Source organism: Annamia dubia NIES-4383 (assembly GCF_055394725.1).
In genome coordinates, this window is sequence record NZ_AP025630.1 from 1,215,090 (window position 1) to 1,235,264 (window position 20,175).

The 20,175-nt window shown below is 34.7% G+C and carries 19 protein-coding genes and 1 pseudogene; 12 read left to right on the forward strand and 8 right to left on the reverse strand.

Annotated elements, in window-relative coordinates; translation table 11 throughout:
• Positions 1-103 precede the first annotated feature (103 nt).
• Positions 104-1,198: a chorismate synthase gene (gene aroC / locus Anndu_RS05490; RefSeq protein ID WP_464103409.1), complete on the forward strand. Its 1,095-nt coding sequence runs from the start codon at positions 104-106 to the stop codon at positions 1,196-1,198.
• 9 nt (positions 1,199-1,207) lie between these two features.
• Positions 1,208-2,074, forward strand: a complete 867-nt coding sequence (locus Anndu_RS05495; protein WP_464103410.1) for an MBL fold metallo-hydrolase — start codon at positions 1,208-1,210, stop codon at positions 2,072-2,074.
• Positions 2,075-2,225: 151 nt separating this feature from the next.
• Here the strand turns inward: Anndu_RS05495 and pgl are convergent, their stop codons facing one another.
• The gene (pgl, locus tag Anndu_RS05500) at positions 2,226-2,954 is read right to left on the reverse strand and encodes a 6-phosphogluconolactonase (RefSeq protein WP_464103411.1); all 729 of its coding nucleotides are present in this window, start codon (positions 2,952-2,954) and stop codon (positions 2,226-2,228) included.
• Positions 2,955-3,149: 195 nt separating this feature from the next.
• Between pgl and Anndu_RS05505 the strand changes: the two genes are divergently transcribed.
• The gene (locus Anndu_RS05505; protein WP_464103412.1) at positions 3,150-3,680 is read left to right on the forward strand and encodes a shikimate kinase; all 531 of its coding nucleotides are present in this window, start codon (positions 3,150-3,152) and stop codon (positions 3,678-3,680) included.
• 69 nt (positions 3,681-3,749) lie between these two features.
• Here the strand turns inward: Anndu_RS05505 and Anndu_RS05510 are convergent, their stop codons facing one another.
• The 3 genes from Anndu_RS05510 to Anndu_RS05520 all read right to left on the reverse strand — a co-directional run bounded on the left by Anndu_RS05510 (position 3,750) and on the right by Anndu_RS05520 (position 8,111).
• Positions 3,750-4,343, reverse strand: coding sequence for a peroxiredoxin (locus Anndu_RS05510; protein ID WP_464103413.1), 594 nt, complete (start codon positions 4,341-4,343; stop codon positions 3,750-3,752).
• 179 nt (positions 4,344-4,522) lie between these two features.
• Positions 4,523-5,899 (reverse strand): hormogonium tapered terminus morphoprotein TftA, encoded by a 1,377-nt coding sequence (tftA, locus tag Anndu_RS05515; RefSeq protein WP_464103414.1) that lies wholly within the window; start codon positions 5,897-5,899, stop codon positions 4,523-4,525.
• Between the two features lie 187 nt (positions 5,900-6,086).
• Positions 6,087-8,111, reverse strand: a complete 2,025-nt coding sequence (locus tag Anndu_RS05520) for an NAD(P)/FAD-dependent oxidoreductase (RefSeq protein ID WP_464103415.1) — start codon at positions 8,109-8,111, stop codon at positions 6,087-6,089.
• A gap of 168 nt (positions 8,112-8,279) precedes the next feature.
• Here Anndu_RS05520 and Anndu_RS05525 point away from each other — a divergent pair, with 168 nt between their 5' ends.
• The 6 genes and pseudogenes from Anndu_RS05525 to Anndu_RS05550 all read left to right on the forward strand — a co-directional run bounded on the left by Anndu_RS05525 (position 8,280) and on the right by Anndu_RS05550 (position 14,215).
• Positions 8,280-9,518: a hypothetical protein gene (locus tag Anndu_RS05525; protein ID WP_464103416.1), complete on the forward strand. Its 1,239-nt coding sequence runs from the start codon at positions 8,280-8,282 to the stop codon at positions 9,516-9,518.
• Positions 9,519-9,574: 56 nt separating this feature from the next.
• Entirely contained in the window at positions 9,575-10,159 is a 585-nt protein-coding gene (locus Anndu_RS05530; protein WP_464103417.1) for a helix-turn-helix domain-containing protein, read from the forward strand.
• Positions 10,160-10,229: 70 nt separating this feature from the next.
• Positions 10,230-10,565 carry a transposase family protein gene (locus Anndu_RS05535; protein ID WP_464103418.1) on the forward strand — a complete coding sequence of 112 codons (336 nt, stop codon included), beginning with the start codon at positions 10,230-10,232 and terminating at the stop codon, positions 10,563-10,565.
• Positions 10,566-10,736: 171 nt separating this feature from the next.
• A pseudogene (locus Anndu_RS05540) lies at positions 10,737-10,973 on the forward strand (tetratricopeptide repeat protein); the annotation flags it as partial.
• Between the two features lie 3 nt (positions 10,974-10,976).
• Positions 10,977-11,174: a tetratricopeptide repeat protein gene (locus Anndu_RS05545; protein WP_464103419.1), complete on the forward strand. Its 198-nt coding sequence runs from the start codon at positions 10,977-10,979 to the stop codon at positions 11,172-11,174.
• Positions 11,175-11,413: 239 nt separating this feature from the next.
• Positions 11,414-14,215 carry a cation-translocating P-type ATPase gene (locus Anndu_RS05550; protein WP_464103420.1) on the forward strand — a complete coding sequence of 934 codons (2,802 nt, stop codon included), beginning with the start codon at positions 11,414-11,416 and terminating at the stop codon, positions 14,213-14,215.
• A gap of 71 nt (positions 14,216-14,286) precedes the next feature.
• Here the strand turns inward: Anndu_RS05550 and Anndu_RS05555 are convergent, their stop codons facing one another.
• The gene (locus Anndu_RS05555) at positions 14,287-14,640 is read right to left on the reverse strand and encodes a metal-sensing transcriptional repressor (RefSeq protein ID WP_464103421.1); all 354 of its coding nucleotides are present in this window, start codon (positions 14,638-14,640) and stop codon (positions 14,287-14,289) included.
• A 94-nt stretch (positions 14,641-14,734) separates the two neighbouring features.
• On the opposite strand from Anndu_RS05555, the gene Anndu_RS05560 reads away from it, so the two are divergent.
• Positions 14,735-15,181 carry a hypothetical protein gene (locus Anndu_RS05560; protein WP_464103422.1) on the forward strand — a complete coding sequence of 149 codons (447 nt, stop codon included), beginning with the start codon at positions 14,735-14,737 and terminating at the stop codon, positions 15,179-15,181.
• Positions 15,182-15,196: 15 nt separating this feature from the next.
• Here Anndu_RS05560 and lepB read toward each other — a convergent pair whose 3' ends face one another.
• Together lepB and argB are read right to left on the reverse strand one after the other, a co-directional pair.
• Positions 15,197-15,769 carry a signal peptidase I gene (gene lepB, locus Anndu_RS05565; RefSeq protein WP_464103423.1) on the reverse strand — a complete coding sequence of 191 codons (573 nt, stop codon included), beginning with the start codon at positions 15,767-15,769 and terminating at the stop codon, positions 15,197-15,199.
• 169 nt (positions 15,770-15,938) lie between these two features.
• A complete protein-coding gene (gene argB, locus Anndu_RS05570; protein WP_464103424.1) occupies positions 15,939-16,832 on the reverse strand; it encodes an acetylglutamate kinase in 894 nt (297 codons plus the stop codon).
• Positions 16,833-17,211: 379 nt separating this feature from the next.
• Between argB and nrdR the strand changes: the two genes are divergently transcribed.
• Positions 17,212-17,727: a transcriptional regulator NrdR gene (gene nrdR, locus Anndu_RS05575; protein WP_464103425.1), complete on the forward strand. Its 516-nt coding sequence runs from the start codon at positions 17,212-17,214 to the stop codon at positions 17,725-17,727.
• Between the two features lie 39 nt (positions 17,728-17,766).
• On the opposite strand, the gene Anndu_RS05580 is transcribed toward nrdR, so the two are convergent.
• On the reverse strand, positions 17,767-18,825 hold the full coding sequence (locus Anndu_RS05580; protein ID WP_464103426.1) for a cell division protein SepF: 1,059 nt from the start codon (positions 18,823-18,825) through the stop codon (positions 17,767-17,769).
• Between the two features lie 246 nt (positions 18,826-19,071).
• Here Anndu_RS05580 and Anndu_RS05585 point away from each other — a divergent pair, with 246 nt between their 5' ends.
• Positions 19,072-20,133, forward strand: a complete 1,062-nt coding sequence (locus Anndu_RS05585; RefSeq protein ID WP_464103427.1) for a GDSL-type esterase/lipase family protein — start codon at positions 19,072-19,074, stop codon at positions 20,131-20,133.
• The last annotated feature ends 42 nt before the right edge of the window (positions 20,134-20,175 follow it).

Sequence of the window (20,175 nt, forward strand, 5' to 3'; positions counted from 1 at the left end):
GTCAATTAATAATATTAATATATAAAGTAGATTCGTTTTTAGTCTTGACTATTGACTCAAGAATGTTTACTGTTAATTGATAGTTGTTCACTGATTATGAAAAATGGGTAACACATTTGGTCATCTTTTTCGCATTACAACTTTTGGCGAGTCTCACGGCGGTGGGGTAGGAGTGGTTATTGATGGTTGTCCTCCCCTCTTAGAAATTACTGAAACTGAAATACAATTTGAGTTAGATCGGCGCAAACCCGGACAAAGTAAAATTACTACGCCACGCCGAGAAAGTGATCTTTGTGAAATTATCTCAGGTGTTGCTGATGGTAAAACTACAGGTACTCCTATTTGCATCTTAGTGCGTAATAAGGACGCTAGATCCCAAGATTATGATGAAATGGCCATTAAATACCGTCCTTCCCACGCCGATGCTACCTACGATCTTAAATATGGCATTCGTAGCTGGCAAGGTGGCGGTAGATCTTCGGCTCGTGAAACCATTGGAAGGGTAGCGGCCGGAGCGATCGCCAAGAAAATTTTAAAAACCGTGGCCGGAGTTGAAATAATAGCCTATGTTAAACAAATTCAAAATATTATGGCCGAGGTTGACCCCAATACCGTTACCCTTGAACAAGTAGAAAGTAATATTGTACGCTGTCCCGATCAGGAAACCGCCCTCAAAATGATTGATCATATTGATCAAATTAGACGGAATAAAGACTCGATCGGCGGTATTGTAGAATGTGTGGCTCGGAATGTTCCGTTAGGGTTGGGATCACCAGTTTTTGATAAACTAGAAGCGGATCTGGCTAAGGCCGTGATGTCTCTCCCAGCCTCTAAAGGTTTTGAAATAGGCTCAGGTTTTGCCGGAGTAATGTTAACGGGTAGTGAACATAATGATGAATTTTATTATGATGAAACTGGCAAACTGCGTACCTATACCAACTATTCAGGGGGCATCCAAGGGGGCATCAGCAACGGTGAAAATATCATTTTACGCACCGTTTTTAAACCCACTGCTACCATTGGAAAAGAGCAACGCACCGTCACTAAAACAGGGGAAGCTACCACCTTAGCCGCTAAAGGAAGACATGATCCTTGTGTTTTACCCAGAGCCGTGCCAATGGTAGAATCAATGGTAGCATTAGTTTTATGTGATCATCTTTTACGCCATCATGGTCAATGTTCTGTATTCAAGCCTTAAAGGGGCCTTATGAAAAATCTTTCTAAGAGTGAATTTGTAGTAAAATTTTGGGGAGTTCGGGGTAGTGTTCCTTGTCCAGGCCCTTCCACTGTGCGTTATGGTGGAAATACCTCCTGTATTGAAATGCGTATCGGTGGCAAACATCTTATTTTTGATGGGGGTACAGGTCTACGGCAAATGTCTAAAAGTTTAGAAGACGAAATGCCCCTTGAAACTTATATGTTTTTTACCCATTACCATTGGGATCATATTCAAGGTATCCCTTTTTTTAGTCCTCTGTTTACGGAAGGAAACCGCATTTATATTCATGGGCAAGTCCCAGATGAGGGCGAAAAAATGAACCTTGAGGAGCATTTTTATCAACGAGTTTTACATACTAATTCACCTGTACCAGTTAAGGCGATTAAGGCGGATCTGAAGTTTCATGATCTCATCTGTGGGGAAACTTTTTATTTGGATGATATTGAAATTGATACAATTGAATTAAATCATCCTAATGGGGCGATGGGTTATCGGGTGGCATGGAATGGCCATGCGATCGCCTATTGTACTGATACTGAGCATTTTCCCGATCACCTTGATGAAAATATTATCAAGATCGCTCAAAATGCGGATATTATGATTTATGATGCGATGTACACCGATGAAGAATATCATAATCCCAAATCGCCGAAAGTGGGTTGGGGTCATTCCACATGGCAAGAAGGCTTAAAGGTGGCTAGGGCGGCCGGAGTCAAGCGTTTGGCGGTTTTTCACCATGAGCCTAACCATAGTGATGAGATGATGGATCGTATTACGGAGGAAGTTAAAGCCCAATGTGAAAATGCTTTTGTGGCAAGGGAAGGTTTAGAAGTGAGTGTGATCAGTGATCGGTAAAACTATGATAAATTATTACCCCAAACCCTGAAAGAGTTTTGGCTACATGGACAAAGCCTGTCTGCACAGGCTGTATTTTAGTCGGCAAATTATTACCCAAAACCCTGAAAGGGTTTTGGCTACATAGACAAAGCCTGTCTGCACAGGCTCATTAAACGGCTGATTTTAAATGCGCTCCGGCCGCTTGATCCAATAACCACCAAAGTTCGCCTTGAGGTTTGATCAAACTAGAGGGATAAGCCTCATAATCAGGCTCAGATGAAAAAATTTGTTCTAAGGCCATTTGTTTATTTTGCCCTGAGACAATAAAAATTACATTCTGAGCATTATTGATCACTGGAATGGTTAAGGTTAAACGGGGTTCACCATTTTTATTGCCCACTGTGACAAGGTGATCGCTCACTTTAAGAGCATTGGTGTGAGGAAATAAAGAGGCTGTATGACCATCATCACCCATTCCTAATAAAATAATATCAAAACTAGGTAATTCCCCTTGATTTAACTCAAAAAAGTTTTCTAATTGAATCTGATAAAATTGAGCGTCATAGTCAGGATTTTCTGCTGAAGTTGGCATTGCAAAAATATTTTCAGGGGGAATTTTGCCTTGATTTAACCACGCTTGACGCGCCATATTTTGATTACTGTCGGGATGGCTAGAAGGTACATAACGCTCATCTCCCCAGAAAATATAGAGTTTTTCCCAAGAAATATTTTGACGGGAAAGAGCTTGATATAAGGGTTTGGGCGTACTACCACCGGATAAAACTAATGTACATTTTCCTTTTTGTTCAATCGTATTTAAAATTTTTTCTAAAACAATTTTAAGCGATCGCTCGATTAAACTGGATTGATCGGGTACAACTTCAATAAATTTTTCCATATCACAATGATTAATAGTTTGTTAAATTTGATGTTTTAATTTTCTTATTATATAATAACCAAATTGATTATTGTGTATTTTCAATAAAATCTAGTTTAACTTTTCTTTAACATATTAGATAATTGAATTAATCATGATACTGGATAATCTAAAACAATAGTTTTTAAAATTACATTTTTTTCAATTTCAAAAGTTATGAATAATTTATTAAAAGGCTTAAATATATATTTAATTGGAATGATGGGATCGGGGAAAAGTACGGTTGGCCATTTATTAGCACATGAGTTAGATTATCGTTTTTTTGATACGGATCTTGTCATTGAAAAAGTAGCCAATCAAAGTATTAATCAAATTTTTGAAAAGGAAGGAGAGACGTATTTTCGCACTTTAGAAACGGAAATTTTAGAGCAACTTTCATCCTATACCAGAAGTGTAATTTCAACGGGGGGGGGTATTATTCTTAAGCAAAAAAATTGGAGTTATTTACGTTATGGTTTAACTATTTGGTTAGATGTTGATGTTAATATTTTAGTAACAAGATTAGCTGAAGATGAAACTAGACCTTTATTAAAAGAAACGGATTTAACAACAAAATTAACCCATATTTTAGAGCAAAGAATTAATTTATATCAACAGGCTGATTTAATGATTAAAATAGAAGCTCATCAAACACCTGAAGAAATTACTGCTCATATTTTAAAACAAATTCCTTCAGTTTTAAAATAATAATTTTAAATTAAAAAAGTCGAGGATTTGTTCAATCCTAGACTTTTTTAAATCAGTGAAAAAATTGATTTACACAGCAGAGAAATAAACTTTAGATTTAACAGGATCAGGGATCATGGTTTTATCGCCTTCTTTCCATCCTGCTGGACAAACTTCATCGGGGTGAGTTTGAACATATTGAATGGCTTTTAATGTTCTTAAAGTTTCGTCAACACTACGGCCGAAAGAAAGATTATTGATAGTTGAATGTTGAATAACTCCATCTTGATCAATGATAAATAAGCCTCTTAAGGCGATTCCTGCATCGGGATCAAGTACATTATAAGCCGTACTAATTTCTTTTTTGAGATCCGCTACTAAAGGATAGGTAATATCTCCAAGACCTCCATTTTTGCGATCGGTCTGAATCCAAGCTAAATGAGAAAATTCGCTGTCCACAGAAACTCCTAAGATTTCTGTATTAATAGCACTAAACTCACTATAGCGATCACTGAAAGCAATGATTTCAGTAGGACAAACGAAAGTAAAGTCTAAGGGATAGAAAAAGAGAACAACATATTTCCCTTTGTAATCAGAAAGTTTGATGGTTTTAAATTCTTGATCGACAACGGCTGTGGCAGTAAAGTCGGGAGCTTGTTGTCCAACTCTTAAGCATCCTGTCATAATTCAGAGATCTCCTAAATTTTGATAATGATTAACAAAAATTTACAATTGTTTACAAATATAACATAAAAAGTCAACTTCTGGCACAAGTTCAAGAATAAGTAATAAGTTATACTAAATATTTTTCAAGACAGCCTTTTTGCCCTTGGGGAGATGGCTTTAAGGGCAAAACAGACTGCCTATAATAAATTTGAAGCTTCATAAAGTCGGCGTAACATGGCCATAATTTTATCTCCATAACTGAGATCCGCTTTCCAACGTCCAGATAGTTGAGGTACAAGGGGAGCGATCCCTCTAGTGACAAAGCGAAAACGTGGTGCTACAATTTCTTGGACGATCGGCTCAAGACTGGCGTATGCTTTTAAATGTTGAATATGCGCCCTCACGCCGATCCTCGCACTGGGAAAAGTGGCCAGTTGGGAAGCTCCCCCCACTGAACCTAAAGCTCCAAAATTATTTTGAGAGGCTTTTAACTCTCCCCCAAAACGCAAAAATGAGGTTTCTACGCACATTTGACTAAAGGCAATATCATAACTAATGCCTTCAATACCTGCTTCTTCTCGATAGATTTTCGCTAAGTCGGGAAAATTCTCTAAAGCCTTGTCATTGTTATTTTTGAGGAACATAATCATTTGCACTTCTGAGGTATTACCATGTCCCATAATTTTATCCATTAAACCTGGGCAAATTTTTAAAATAGAAGTTAAAACAATGGTGCGAGTAGAGCTTTCCCATTTAACCGTAATATTATAATCCCTTAATTCGATCGCTTTGACATAGACCACCCCTTTATATTGAACTAAACGAGTATTGGGAGATCTAGTTAAATCAACTCCTAAGCGATCGACTAGATCCATCGGAATAAAGGCATTTCCATTAATCAAAATGCCCTGTTCATGGTAGGTTTGATTATTAATCGTAATATTGATGGCCGGATAACTTGTTGTGGTTTCTGTGGCTTCATTTGAAGGGGGTGTAGGGGGTGTAATACCTGATATTTCTCGACTCCATTCGGCTAAACCTTCCGCAATACCTTGGGCAATATCACGGCGTTTATTGGTCAATAAAGCCCGATCGTCTGGACTGGTAAGGAAACCAACGGTCATTAACAAAGAGGCTGGTATCACTTGACGACAAAAACGCAGTTGACCTAAACCTGTGGCTGTATCGGCTTTTGTGCCTCGGTTGGGCAGTTGGGGAACTCGTCTTAATAATCTTAATAGTAAAATATCGGCGTGTTTTTTGCGCTCATCATTATTGAGTATATAAAAGACTGTAACCCCTCTCACACTGGGATTTGTGGCTGAATCACTATGTATTTCTAGCGCAATATCACCCTGTTTGGTTCGACTGTTGATCCATTGGATCGTTCCTATTTCGCTAAGATCATCGGGTACGGAGAGGACTTCTTGACCAAGCGATCGCAACTCGGAGACTATTTGATCCCGTAATAACATCATTTGTTGTGCTTCAGTTGTGCCTCCGGCGATGATCCCGGTATCGGGTCTACCTTGTTCAATGCCACCATGGCCGGCTGAAATAAAGATTCTTCCCATAAGTTATTCGTTATTCGTTATTAGTTATTAATTATTTGTTTAAGTCTAACTAATTATAAAATGTAACTAGACTAATTTGATTAAGATTTCTTTGTTTTTAGTAATTACTATTTTACTTTCAATTATACTTGCTTGTTTAACAACAAACAACAAATAACCAATAACCAATAACTAATAACAAAAAGCTTTAATTTTTAATTTGATCTAAGGCTTTCATCCGATAATAAAAACTTAAATATTGTAGCCACAAAGCCGGATTATTTTGTCGCAACCAAGGCTTAATTTTAGTTAATAAATCAGGAAACCAGCCCATTAAAATAAATCTTAAAAAGGCATCAAAAGTAAAGGCTAAATAGGAAATTAACCATCGGAAAATGTCTTTTAATCCCGCCATTTCCACAATCCAAATTAACATCATGGGATTTTGAAAGGCCGCTTTTAAGGCTAACTGATTAAATAATAACCAATTAGTGCGATCTTTGATAAATGTATTGGCAACTTCCGGCGGTTCTTGTGCCAACAGGCCAAAAAAGGTATTTAACATTGAATTAATCCTTTCAGGGGGTAATTTTGCTCCTGTTTTAACCATCATTCCTTTAGAAAATAACCAAGTAACAGAGATATTACTCTGATAAGCTCTGATTTGATTGAGATTTTCTCCTTTTAATAAATCATATTTTAAGGCCGTATCTAATAGATCGGTTAATCGGGCTAAATTTCTCACTAATGAGCCAAAGCCCGTAAACACTAGGGGTGACTGCAATGAGGCCGCATCTCCGATCGCTAGGATGCGATCGAACCCTACACGGCGATCGCTACTATTAACGCTAAAATGTCCGGGAATATAACCAAAAGTAGCTTTTTTCCAGATTAAATCATCCATATTACAACGGCGATATTCAGGAATAATGGTGAAAAAATCTTCATACATTTCCAATAAAGAACCCGGATTATCAGGGTGTACCTCATGATAATGGAATAAATAAAAGGTTAAATCATCATTTTCCCCCGGAAATAACTCCCAAATTAATTGTCGTCCTCTGGAAATATCGCCATGAGAGTTTAAAACATCTCCATACTGGGGATCCCAGACTTGCGTAGGGAAACAACTTTTTTCGATTACCGCCCCCACCGTAGGGCAAACACTATTAAAAGTGCGGCCTCCGTTTAATTGCCATGCGATGGGTGAAGCCGTACCCATCGCATCTATAATCATTCTAGCGGTGGCTTTTTTGCTCTCCTTTGTTTTTAAATTAACCGTGTCAATAATGGCTTGACTAGGGGTAATATCACCTCTGATAAACTCAGTTTCATCCCAAATTTCACCACCCGCTTTTAAGAGTTTTTCCCCACAAACTTTTAACAGTTTTTCAGAGTCAAGGGCGATATTTAACACGGTGGGAGTATGTAAAATCTGAGCTTTCAGATTAGGAGGATTATTGCTATCAAAAAACTTATTAAAGCCGTCTACATATTCTTTAGCGATTAAATCCTCAAATTCCTGAGAATTAAATAATCCTAGCTCAATTAAGCTCTGAAATTCTTGACGAGAAATATTCCATTCTCGATTCATTCTAGCAAAAGGTAGCCTTTCGATCAATAAAACTTTATAACCTTTTTGAGCCATTACGGCGGCATGAATTACGCCTAAAGCCCCACCGATATAAATTAGATCATAAGTAGGCTTTTCTGAGGTTAGATCTTGATTTTGTTGGAAGATAACCTGTTTGGGGGTTTGGGGATTATTGACACTATCACGCCATTTTTGTTCCCACCAGTAAGCCCTAGTTAGATCATATTCACCTTGGGGAAATTTCTGAAAATATTGAACTGTTTTAGGATAATAAGGATCTAAAGCCTCAAAAATAGTTTGTTTAGATAAATCAATTTGAGGAGGAGAAGGATATTGTTGGGGGAATTTATGATTAAGAGATTGAATTAAATTTTGTTTAATTTCTGACCAATAGGTAGTAATTTTTTCTTGCCATTGAAAAACTTTAAGGTAAGTAGTGCGTTGTAAAGACCAAACAAAAATAGATAATTCATAATCTGGTTGTTTAAGCTCTGATTTTTCCTTAGTAAAAAACTGAATACGAAGACCATCACAAGTAGTTAATTTTACTCCTTTCGGCGATCGCCACTCTTGTTGTAAATAGGTTTTAACTGCGTTGGTATCAGGTGTAGGTATTTCCAGATAAAGAATTTCTTTCATAATGGAGGATTATCTATAATTTTAATATTGCTATATTTTGATCATAATATCATGTAAAGAGACAAAGAAGCAAAGAAACAGAATGAAAAGTATGGGGAAAAAGTTTAATAATTATTAATTGTTGATGATTTATGTTAGAATTTTTTTAGATGATTATTGGTAAGGTATATGAAGAAAATCAGTTTTGATTTAATCACAAAAAATCAAGTTAATTCTATCACAGAAATTAATCCTAATTCTGATCAGATAAATGTTAATAATAAGCTTAATAATGAACAGTTATTGAGTGTGATTATTTTGGCGATTAGTGGTATTTTGATATTAGGCTTAGGTGTATTTTTTATTTTGAAAAAACAGTTATTGAAAAGTCAGAATCAATCTAACTTACCTCAAAATCAAGGTAACAAAACTGACTCTATACAAGAAAATATTAGCTCATTTAATCAAAATTATACTTTACATAATCCTCAATCTAACTTAACTCAAAATCAAGGTAACAAAACTGACTCGATACAAGGGAATATTATCCCATCTAATCAAAATTCTACTTTAAATAATCCTCAATCTAACTTACCTCAAAATAAAGGTAACAAAACTAACTCTATACAAGGGAATATTATCCCATCTAATCAAAATTATACTTTAAATAATCCTCAATCTAACTTAACTCAAAATCAAGGTAACAAAACTGACTCTATACAAGGGAATATTATCCCATCTAATCAAAATTATACTTTAAATAATCCTCAATCTAACTTACCTCAAAATAAAGGTAACAAAACTAACTCTATACAAGGGAATATTATCCCATCTAATCAAAATTATACTTTAAATAATCCTCAATCTAACTTAACTCAAAATCAAGGTAGCAAAACTGACTCTATACAAGAAAATGTTAGCACATCTAATCAAAATTATACTTTACATAATTCTCAATCTAACTTAACTCAAAATCAAGGTAACAAAACTAACCCTATACAAGAAAATGTTAGCACATCTAATCAAAATTATACTTTACATAATTCTCAATCTAACTTAACTCAAAATCAAGGTAACAAAAATAACCCTATACAAGGGAATATTATCCCATCTAATCAAAATTATACTTTACATAATCCTCAATCTAACTTAACTCAAAATCAAGGTAACAAAACTAACTCTATACAAGAAAATGTTATCCCATCTAATCACAATTCTACTTTACATAATCCTCAATCTAACTTAACTCAAAATCAAGGTAACAAAACTAACCCTATAGAAGAAAATGTTATCCCATCTAATCACAATTCTACTTTACATAATTCTCAATCTAACTTAACTCAAAATCAAGGTAACAAAACTAACTCTATACAAGAAAATGTTAGCACATCTAATCAAAATTCTACTTTAGACATCTCTATAATATAATAGAAATAAAAAAATTAAGCTATCATCAACAAAGATTTTAAGGAGAAATAACAAAAATGAGTAATTATACTTGGCAATATATTCAAGATCACAAACAAGCAACTAAAAGATTATTAGGAATTAATTATGAACAATTACAACAGCTAATCGCACATCTTTTGATCTTGGAGAAACAAGCAAAAGAAGAATCCGAAAAACAAAAAACTAGAATTATCAATTCCGGTGGTGGTAGAGAGAGTAAGCTTTCAAAAGAAAACCAGATTATTTTGACTTTAATTTATTTAAGACATCACCTGAGTTTTCAACTATTAGGTATCATCTTTCAAGTAAGTGAATCAACGGCGAATAATTTGTTTGATTATTGGCAAAAAATTATGAGAGAAGCTTTGCCATGCTCTTTACTAGAACAAGTAAAAAAGTCCCCAGAAAAAATAGAAGAAATGTTGGAAAAATTGAAGGAAAATGAATTATTAGTAGATAGTGAAGAACAGCCAAGAGAAAGACCTTTAGACTATCAAGAACAGAAAAAATATTATAGTGGAAAAAAATGTGAACATACTTTTAAAAATCAATTAATTAGTCTTCCAAAAGGCCGAGATATTGTGGATGTAGTGGCGGGAAAACCAGGGCGCTTCAAGTGATATTAACATTTGTCGTCAAAATCTCAAGAAGTTTGGGATAGATCAAAGGTTTAAAGGGGATAAAGCTTATGTGGGAGAGCCACAAATTATTACCCCGAAGAAAAAACCGAAAAAAGGAGTATTAACTCAGGAAGAAAAAGAAGAAAATAAAAAGATTTCATCGGTCAGAATATTTATAGAACATTTAATTAGAATCATAAAAATATGGCGAGTAGCAAGAGAAAGATTTAGATTAAGAAAAGACAAATATCAGTCAGTATTTTTAACAGTTTGTGGGTTAGTGAGATTAAGAATTAAGAGTTTAGTTTTAGAAATAGTAAAATCATCGTCATCAAATGAAGTAATTGATGTTTTAATTAGTCATACTTTTGGGACGAAATTAGATTTAGACGAAATTTTGACGTGAAATTAACTTTACAGGGATTGATTGCTGAGTGCTGATTAAAGATGAAACTGTTACCATATAAGCTTTATCATTTATTGGAGATGTCTTTTACATAATTTTCAATCTAACTTAACTCAAAATCAAGCAAAAAATGAAATAGAAAAAAATGCTGATTTTTGGTTTAAAAAAGGAATCAATTTATTTGATCATTGTCAATATGATGAAGCAATAAAAGCCTACGATCAGGCAATTAAAATTAAACCCAATTTTCCCGAAGTTTGGTACAATAAAGCTTTAACTTTTAGACGATTAAATCTTGTTCAAAAAGCAATAGAAGCCTATGATCAAGCAATTAAATTATATCCTCAATTTTATCAAGCATGGTACAATCAAGGATGTATCCTCGAAAAGTTAGGTGAAGATCGAAAAGCAATGTTTTGTTTTTCTCAAGCTATAACTTTTCAGCCAACATTTTACCAAGCATGGAATAATAGAGGTGTTACTTTAGAAAAATTAGGAAGATTAAAAGAAGCTAAAGAAGCATTTAATCAAGCAATATTGATTAATCTTAATTATAGTTTAGCTATTAATAACTTAAATTTAATCAATTTAATGATCCTTGAATTTTAGGAGATTTTAAGAAATATTAATTAATAAAAAAAATGCACATTATTACCCGTAAAATATGATATGACAACTATTCAATTAGAACAAAATATTAATTTTTGGTCATTCTTAGCTAATAACATTTATGGCTCTTTAGACAAAAAGAGAGTTTTTAAATGTTATAGTTGAAACAGAGCAAATATTGTTAAGCAAAGTGGTAAACTATTATAACAAATAACGAATCACCAATAACGAATAACAAAATGGCCGTATCTCAACCACACTCTTGTGACTTTTTTCCAAATATTAGACAACCTTGGTATACTCAACCGATAGACAAAACTCTCCATCTTTTAGCAAGTAATGGGGAGACTGGCTTAACTGAGGAAGTTGTCAAACAACGTCTAATTTACTATGGTAACAATGAAATTACGGAAATTAAAGGCCGTAATAATTGGCAAATTCTTTTAGATCAGTTTAAAAATACTATGTTAGTGATGCTCATTATTGTAGCAATCATTTCCGGTATTATTGATTTAACTGATCTATTAGGGGGGAAAATAGAAGAAGGGGCTATTCCTTTTAAAGATAGTATTGCGATCCTAGCGATCGTTATTTTAAACGGAATATTGGGTTTTTTACAAGAAAGTCGGGCGGAAAAAGCACTTTCTTCTTTAAAGCAAATGTCTTCTCCCAAAGTGCGGGTGATCCGAGAAGGAAAAACCTTTGAAGTTGATGCCATTAATTTAGTACCTGGTGATATTATTTTAATCGAATCTGGCACACAACTTTGCGCCGATGGACAAATTCTTGAAGCCAATGGTTTACAGATCAGGGAGTCTGCTTTAACTGGAGAAGCTAACAGTATTAATAAAAAAGTCTCTCTTAATGGTTTAGCGCAAGATACTTCCCTCGGCGATCGCACTAATATGGTTTTTACTGGTACAGAAGTAATACAAGGGCGGGGAAAAGTCGTTGTTACCGCCACAGGGATGGATACGGAATTAGGTAAAATTGCTCAAATGTTACAGGAAGTAGAAACTGAACCCACTCCCCTCCAGCAAAGAATGACTCAGTTAGGTAATACCTTAGTCACAGGTTCTTTAATTTTAGTAGCAGTAGTAGTAATTTTTGGGAGTTTAAAAGAAGGTAATTGGAGTAAACTCAAAGATTTAATAGAAGTCTCCCTTAGTATGGCTGTAGCGGTTGTGCCAGAAGGACTTCCCGCCGTGATCACCGTGACTCTGGCGATCGGAACGCAAAGAATGGTTAAGCGAAAAGCGCTGATCCGTAAGCTTCCGGCCGTTGAGACTTTAGGCTCAGTTAATACAATTTGTTCCGATAAAACAGGTACATTAACTCAGAATAAAATGGTAGTACAGGAAATATACACCTTACACCATCATTTTCAGGTAACAGGGGAAGGATACGCCCCCGAAGGAGAATTTTTCAACCGAGATCAGGAAAAAATTGAACCCGCTACCCATCAAGAATTAAATTTACTGCTGATGAATGGAGTTTTATGTAATGATGGCATTTTAATGATGGAAAATGATTGGAGTATTTTAGGGGATCCAACCGAAGGAGCATTATTATCATTAGGAGGAAAAGGAGGATTTAATCAGGAAAATTGTCAAAATCAATATAAAAGAGTAGGAGAAATCCCTTTTTCTTCAGAAAGAAAAAGAATGAGCGTTATTTGCAAAGGAATTTGGGAAGGTGAAAATGAACAATTATTAATGTTTACTAAAGGCTCACCAGAATTAATTTTAGAACTTTGTGAATCGGTTTTAGAAGGCTCAGAAACCTCTTTTTTGACCAATGAACAACGCCGTCAAATTATTGCCCAAAATAATGAAATGGCCGTCTCCGGTTTAAGAGTTTTAGGATTTGCCTATAAACCGATCGAGCAGATCCCCCCCCAAGACGAACTTGAAGAAAATAACTTAATTTGGCTAGGCTTAGTGGGAATGTTAGATGCCCCCCGTCCCGAAGTTAAAAAAGCCGTCAAACGATGTCGAGAAGCGGGTATAAGACCAATTATGATCACGGGAGATCATCAATTAACCGCCCGAACTATCGCCTTAAAATTAGGAATTGCAACAGAAAATGAACTGATTTTAACTGGACAAGATTTAGAGAAAATCTCCCAAGAAGAATTAGAACAAGAAGTAGATAAAGTGAGTATTTATGCTAGAGTTGCTCCTGAACATAAATTAAGAATTGTCAAAGCCCTACAAAAACAAGGTAATTTTGTAGCCATGACGGGAGATGGAGTTAATGATGCCCCGGCCTTAAAACAAGCTGATATAGGTATTGCCATGGGCATTACAGGCACAGATGTGAGTAAAGAAGCGAGTGATATGGTGTTATTAGATGATAATTTTGCGACTATTGTAGCGGCTACAGAGGAGGGAAGGGTAGTTTATATGAATATAAGACGCTTTATTAAATATATTTTAGGTAGTAATGTGGGTGAAGTCTTAACGATCGCCGCCGCTCCCCTTTTAGGTTATGATGTGCCGTTGATACCCTTACAAATTCTCTGGATGAATTTAGTTACCGATGGGATACCCGCCTTAGCCTTAGCCTTAGAGCCGGCCGAGCCAAATGTGATGAGCTTTCCGCCCTTTAGCCCAAGGGAAAATATTTTTGCGAGGGGTTTAGGCTCATATATTATTAGAATAGGGATTATATTCGCTATTATTACGATTATTTTAATGGTTTGGTCTCATCAGGCTACCAATGGAGATGCGGATAGTTGGAAAACGATGGTTTTTACCTCTTTATGTATCTCTCAAATGGGTCATGCGATCGCCTGTAGATCCGATTATCGTTTAAGCTTTGAAATTAATCCTTTTTCTAATCCCTATTTATTAGGTGCGGTAATTATTACTACTATTTTACAATTGTCCTTAATTTATATTCCACCATTACAAAACTTTTTTAATACAAATTATTTAACCCCACAACAATTATTAATCTGTTTAGGTGTTAGTAGTTTAATGTTTATTTGGGTAGAATTAGAAAAATTATTTATTCGTTGGTATCGTCAAAAAACATAGGTTTTTCATTAGACTTCTGTGATTTTGCCAGAAGTCTAATGTCATTTCTTACCTCAATCAAGCCTGTTTTTTTATAATAAAAACCGATCTAAAGCTTCCCTTAATTCTTCAATTTCTGATTCAATATTACCCTCTTGAGCCGCCCTTGCAATACATTCGCTTAAATGTTGATCTAAAATAATTCTTGCCACCCGATCTAAGGCCGCTCTAACGGCGGCGATCTGCACTAAAACTTCAGGACAGGGGCGACTTTCTGTTACCATAGTTTTAACACCCCTAATATGCCCTTCAATGCGAGATAAACGATTAACTATTTTACGCAAAGATTCTTGACTATGAACATGGGAATGGGGATGGAAATGACAATTTTCCCTTTGCTGGTTAGAATCTGAATTATGATGATTTGTTTCAAAAGAATGAGACATCTTATTTTCAAAAATATCAATTTTTTATAATTTTGAGATGGGAAAATAATTATTAATATTAATTAAATCTTTAAGGTTATAAGGTAAAGAAAAAATGAAGAAAAATCAACCGTTATCTTTAATTTTACCAGTCTTTTTATTAGTAGGGGGAGGAGAATTATGGTTCTATCCTCAAATAGCGATCGCTCAAAGTTGTGTCGCTGATAGTAGTTGCCCTCCTCAGCCGATCCAGTTTATCCCAGGAGAAGTTATCACCGTAGAGGTAATCAATCGTAGTTCTAGTTTAATTGCGATCGAACAGATCCAAGGAACTGATGCTTTTACCTTGGATCCGGGCAAAACCGTATCTTTTTTTAGGGGGGGAACGATCACGCCAAATTTTTCCGTGATTATTTGGGATATTCAAGGTTTATCTTTAAAGTTTAAACTATCTCAACCCCAGCCAAAAAAGTTAAGAATTGAAGTGTATTTAGGGGATGGTTTTTATGACGATCATCATGCCATTTATTTAAGAGATGATGGGCGTTTAGACCTATTTTAATTAAGATTAATTACTTTAAAATTTACCTAAACGATTAAAGGGAAAAAAGCGAATAGTCGCTTTACCAATCACATTTTTTTCAGGTAAAAATCCCCAAATATGGGAATCATTACTATTATTACGATTATCTCCCATCACAAATAAAAAATGTTCAGGAATAATAATAGGTTCAAGCTCATAATTTGGTTTTTCTGCAATATAATTTTCCCTTAAAGGTTGATCATTAATATAGACTTTGCCCTCTTTAATTTCTACTTTTTGACCTGATGTACCAATCACCCTTTTAATAAAAGCTTGATCCTTATTGTAACCTAACATTTGTAATTGTAAAGGTGGCTCAAATACAATTATATCGCCTTTTTGGGGAGTTTTAAAATAATAAGATACTTTCTCGATAACCAGACGATCGCCCTGTGTTAAAGTGGGATACATTGAATCAGAAGGAATATAACGGGGTTCAGCGATAAAAATTCTAATTAAAAAAGCCAAAATTAAGGCGATCGCCATTACTTTACTATTTTCTTTAATTGATTGCCAAAAGGAAAAAGATTGGGAATTAGAAGTTAAATTTTGTTGTTCAGAAGTCATATTAATTAAAATCAAAAATTAAGTTTGTTCTGATCTTATAACATTAATTGTACTTTTCAACAATTGACAATTATCCATGATCAATTATCAATTGATCCTATTATTTTATCTTGTTGATATTTTTGTAGAGACTTATCAGAGTAAGTCTCCACAGGATTTTTGATAATGATTAAATATTATGTTCAGAAGCAACAATCATTGAACCGATCCCTTCATCTGTAAAAATTTCTAATAAAATCGAATGGGGAATACGACCATCAATAATATGCGCCGCTTGAACACCTTGCGCCAAAGAACGAACACAACAACTAACTTTGGGAATCATACCACCACTGACGATCCCTTCCTCAATTAATTGTCTGGCATTTTGAATGGTTAAACGATTATAAAGAGTAGAAGGATCATGATAATCTTTTAAAATTCCGGGGGTATCCGTTAATAAAATTAATTTTTCTGCACCAAGGGCGGCCGCTATTTCCCCGGCCACCGTATCGGCATTGATATTATAAGCCTGTCCATTGTCATCGGCCGCCACACTGGAGATCACCGGAACATAACCACTGTTAACAAGGGATTCCACCACATTAATATTAACATTAGCTACTTCCCCTACAAAACCCACATCACAATTGTCCATCGGACGAGCCGTAATTAAATTACCATCTTTACCACATAAACCAACGGCCGATCCCCCAGATTGATTGATTAACGCCACTAACTCCTTATTAACACGCCCAACTAACACCATTTCCACCACATCCATAGTAGGGGCATCAGTCACACGCAAACCATCTTTAAACTGAGGTTCAATATTTAATTTTCCTAGCCATGTATTAATTTCAGGCCCGCCACCATGTACCACCACCGGACGCATACCCACACAGGACAGAAAAATAATATCTCGAATTACTTTATCCTTGAGATCACTATTTTTCATCGCCGCCCCACCATATTTAATCACAACAGTACGGTTAGCAAACTTTTGAATATAAGGTAAAGCCTCACTCAAAATTCTGACACGAGTTGCTTCTTCTTTGAGGAAATATTCGCTTTCGTTTTTCATAGAGATTTAGATTTTTAGGATTAATAAAGTAAATTTAGTCCAGTTTAAAGGAGATCAAACCATCGAAATGTTCATATTTAGCGATTTTCATCTAAAAACTGAGATCTTATTAAAAATTTACCTTATTTAGTTTCATAAATATTATTAACCTTCAATCTTTTGCCATTTTTATTTGATAATGTGTTAAATTTAGTCAATTAAATCTATGGGAAGATCATAAATAAGTTAGCCACATTGCTGTCCTATAATGATTAATTATTAAAGAAAATTTGATCAGATCAAAAATCATAGACAAAATTATCAATTTTTGATTAATTATTAAATAAGAACTTTATAATTTTTAGTAAATCCTTTAGTAAGAGCAAAATCAAAATTAAATATGCAATGTCCTTATTGTGATCATCCTGAAAGTCGAGTCTTAGAATCTCGCTCAACAGAAGGTGGAAAAACCATTCGTAGAAGAAGACAATGTTTAGATTGTCAACATCGTTTTACAACTTATGAAAGAATAGAATCTTTACCAATCATTGTCGTCAAACAAGACGGCACAAAAGAATGCTTTGATCCATCTAAACTACTACGGGGAATTATTCGTGCTTGTGAAAAAACCAGTATTTCTCAAGAAAGTTTGGAAATTTTTGTTGAGGAATTAGAAACCCAACTGCAACAACGTCCCCAACGTCAAGTTACCAGTTATGAAATTGGCGAATATGTGTTAGACTATTTACGCCAAGAAAATGAAGTCGCTTATATCCGCTTTGCTTCTGTTTATGGTAAATTTCAAGGTTTTAATGATTTTATTGAATTATTAAGTAATCTTCAAGAACATTCCTCATTAAACTCCCAATACTCACAACCATCTTTATCCTGCGTTTTACCTGTACAAACTTCTTAACTAAAAATGTTAATATTTAATCAATTAACTACCTAACAATTAAAAACCAACGCTTAATTTAACGGAAGCCGGAGTAAATAAAAATAAACTTTCTCCAATTCTAATTTGCTCACCATCAAGGGCAAAAGTGCCACCAGAAATAAAATCTAAACAGCGTTGATTCCTTTGTGGAGATAGATTAACAAAATTAATTAACACAGAAAAATCCGCTCTTAAAAAATCAATAATATTAGCTATATCATCATAATTATCAGGTTCAAGAATTATAATTTTACTAATTTGATTTAATGAATTGACTGGTAAATTTCCCCGACTCATCTTATTACTAACTCCAAGATTATTAAAATTACTAAAAGATGAGGAATTAGGATTATTAATTTTTGGAGATTGCAGATCAATTACCTTGGGTAAAGTGGGGCTATGGGAAAGATGAGGCGACACCCCAGAAGTAGTTTTTTGTGGAGAGTTTGACTGTTGATTTTCAGTAAAATAATTAGAATTAATTTGATTATCTTGGAATTTTTTTGGATGACTCAAGCGTTGTATTTTCTCCTCAAAATGAGGATTAGGTAATTTAATTTTAGAACCGTTTGCATAACCGGAATTTTGCTGATTAATTTCTACTTTCGTAGGAGTGGGAATCCCCTCAAAACGAAAAGGATCAGTGTTATTATGACGTAGATCGGGAGCATAATGTTTTAAAAAAGAATTCATTTCATCAGTCAGCCAAATCAAGATCGGAAAAGGAAAATTTTGAGCAAATTCTTTTTGGGTAAAATGAAGATTACTAAAAAAAGTATCAGGATCTTGTAATAATTCTACCCCCGTAATCATTAAAGCTGATGGAGTTTGATGACCGATTAAATTATTAATAGTTTGAGATAAATTAGTAACAGAAGAAATTAATTTTAAATCTCGCCATTTAACCGGACATAATTGCTTTAATTCTTGAATAATTTGTTCCCTTAAAGAAATATTATTACATTGTAACCATAACCATGAAAACTGACCTTGTGTTGAAACTAAGGTTCTAGCCAGTTTTCTTAAGGTAAATTGATTTAGATCTGCGATCGCATCTGGATTGTGCAAATGAGTCATATTTTAACAGTGAGCAGTAAACAGTAAAAACTTACCAATAAAGGTTAATTGAGAAATCAATCTTGATTTTATACTGTCCATTGTTAAAAGACAGATTTTAAATCAAATTAATTAATTGTCAATTGTTAATTGTTAATGGTCAATTGTCAATTGATAAAACTAATCATAAGTCTAATCTAAAAAATATCCTGAAAATAATCATTCACAACTGGGAAAAAGAAAAGAAATCTTTATTAAAGTAACAACATGAGTGATCAAAGTCGTTTAGTAGCAGGATTATTAACACTGATTCCCCTTGCCGCCGGAAGTAGCTCCGCTCAGACAGCAACTTCACAAACCGCTTTGAAAGATAGTTTTGGCTTAGATAGTGCAGGAATCGAAAATTTTGAAAATAATCAATTAGATCTAATTCTTAAACCAGCCCCCATTGTTTCAAGGGCTGAAAATTTAACCCCTGAATTTAGTATTGCTGTCTCATCCTTAACTCAATTAAACCCCGATCTATATTTACCCGCAGTTCCACAACCAACTATCATCCCACAAACTCAACCCCATTTTGACCTTAATTCATACCAACTGCAAATCAAACCCCAATCCGGTGCGCAACTTTATCAACAACGTCAGGCCGCACTTAGAGCCGGAAAACTATTTACCCGTTTAGATTCTAGCAGTTTTCAATCCCAATGGCTCAATGCTTCTGTGCAACCCTCCCATCAACAATGGCAAACATTACTAGCACAAGAAGCAAAAGTCATGTCCCAAAGTCAAGGGCGAAATCATCTTAATATTATGGTAGGAGACTCCTTAACTTTATGGTTTCCCACACAAGCCCTCACTAAAGATAAATTTTGGCTCAATCAAGGAATTTCTGGCGAACAGACAAGCCATATTTTACATCGAATAGATGCTTTTGCAAAAACTAGACCCGATCGCATTTATCTAATGGCCGGAATTAATGATCTGCGTAATGGCAAAAGTGACTATGAAATCCTATCTAATCTGCGTCAAATCGTCAAAAAATTAAGACAAAATCATCCCCAAACCGAAGTAATAGTTCAATCAATTTTACCCACTCGATTATTAAATATTTCCCCTAATCGCATTAATCAATTAAATTATCATCTACAAAACATCGCCCAACAACAAGGCGCTCATTATCTCGATCTATCTAACTTATTTACCGACACAACCGGCCAGTTAAATCCCGAATATACCACCGATGGATTACATTTAAGTCTTCAAGGTTATAACGCTTGGCACAATGCCCTACAACAAACAGAATTATGGTTAAATCAAATCCAAAGCTAAAGCTCCAATCAAGATAGAGACGTAATATTTTACGTCTCTACG

Coding starts and splice junctions, on each gene's coding strand:
- Anndu_RS05545 (WP_464103419.1), top strand. CDS start 10,977: ATGTTTTGTTTTTCTCAAGCTATAACTTTTCAGCCAACATTTTACCAA.
- Anndu_RS05555 (WP_464103421.1), bottom strand. CDS start 14,640: ATGTCTCATTCTTTTGAAACAAATCATCATAATTCAGATTCTAACCAG.
- Anndu_RS05560 (WP_464103422.1), top strand. CDS start 14,735: ATGAAGAAAAATCAACCGTTATCTTTAATTTTACCAGTCTTTTTATTA.
- lepB (WP_464103423.1), bottom strand. CDS start 15,769: ATGACTTCTGAACAACAAAATTTAACTTCTAATTCCCAATCTTTTTCC.
- tftA (WP_464103414.1), bottom strand. CDS start 5,899: ATGGGAAGAATCTTTATTTCAGCCGGCCATGGTGGCATTGAACAAGGT.
- Anndu_RS05550 (WP_464103420.1), top strand. CDS start 11,414: ATGGCCGTATCTCAACCACACTCTTGTGACTTTTTTCCAAATATTAGA.
- Anndu_RS05580 (WP_464103426.1), bottom strand. CDS start 18,825: ATGACTCATTTGCACAATCCAGATGCGATCGCAGATCTAAATCAATTT.
- Anndu_RS05530 (WP_464103417.1), top strand. CDS start 9,575: ATGAGTAATTATACTTGGCAATATATTCAAGATCACAAACAAGCAACT.
- Anndu_RS05585 (WP_464103427.1), top strand. CDS start 19,072: ATGAGTGATCAAAGTCGTTTAGTAGCAGGATTATTAACACTGATTCCC.
- aroC (WP_464103409.1), top strand. CDS start 104: ATGGGTAACACATTTGGTCATCTTTTTCGCATTACAACTTTTGGCGAG.
- nrdR (WP_464103425.1), top strand. CDS start 17,212: ATGCAATGTCCTTATTGTGATCATCCTGAAAGTCGAGTCTTAGAATCT.
- argB (WP_464103424.1), bottom strand. CDS start 16,832: ATGAAAAACGAAAGCGAATATTTCCTCAAAGAAGAAGCAACTCGTGTC.
- Anndu_RS05520 (WP_464103415.1), bottom strand. CDS start 8,111: ATGAAAGAAATTCTTTATCTGGAAATACCTACACCTGATACCAACGCA.
- Anndu_RS05505 (WP_464103412.1), top strand. CDS start 3,150: ATGAATAATTTATTAAAAGGCTTAAATATATATTTAATTGGAATGATG.
- pgl (WP_464103411.1), bottom strand. CDS start 2,954: ATGGAAAAATTTATTGAAGTTGTACCCGATCAATCCAGTTTAATCGAG.
- Anndu_RS05495 (WP_464103410.1), top strand. CDS start 1,208: ATGAAAAATCTTTCTAAGAGTGAATTTGTAGTAAAATTTTGGGGAGTT.
- Anndu_RS05510 (WP_464103413.1), bottom strand. CDS start 4,343: ATGACAGGATGCTTAAGAGTTGGACAACAAGCTCCCGACTTTACTGCC.
- Anndu_RS05525 (WP_464103416.1), top strand. CDS start 8,280: ATGAAGAAAATCAGTTTTGATTTAATCACAAAAAATCAAGTTAATTCT.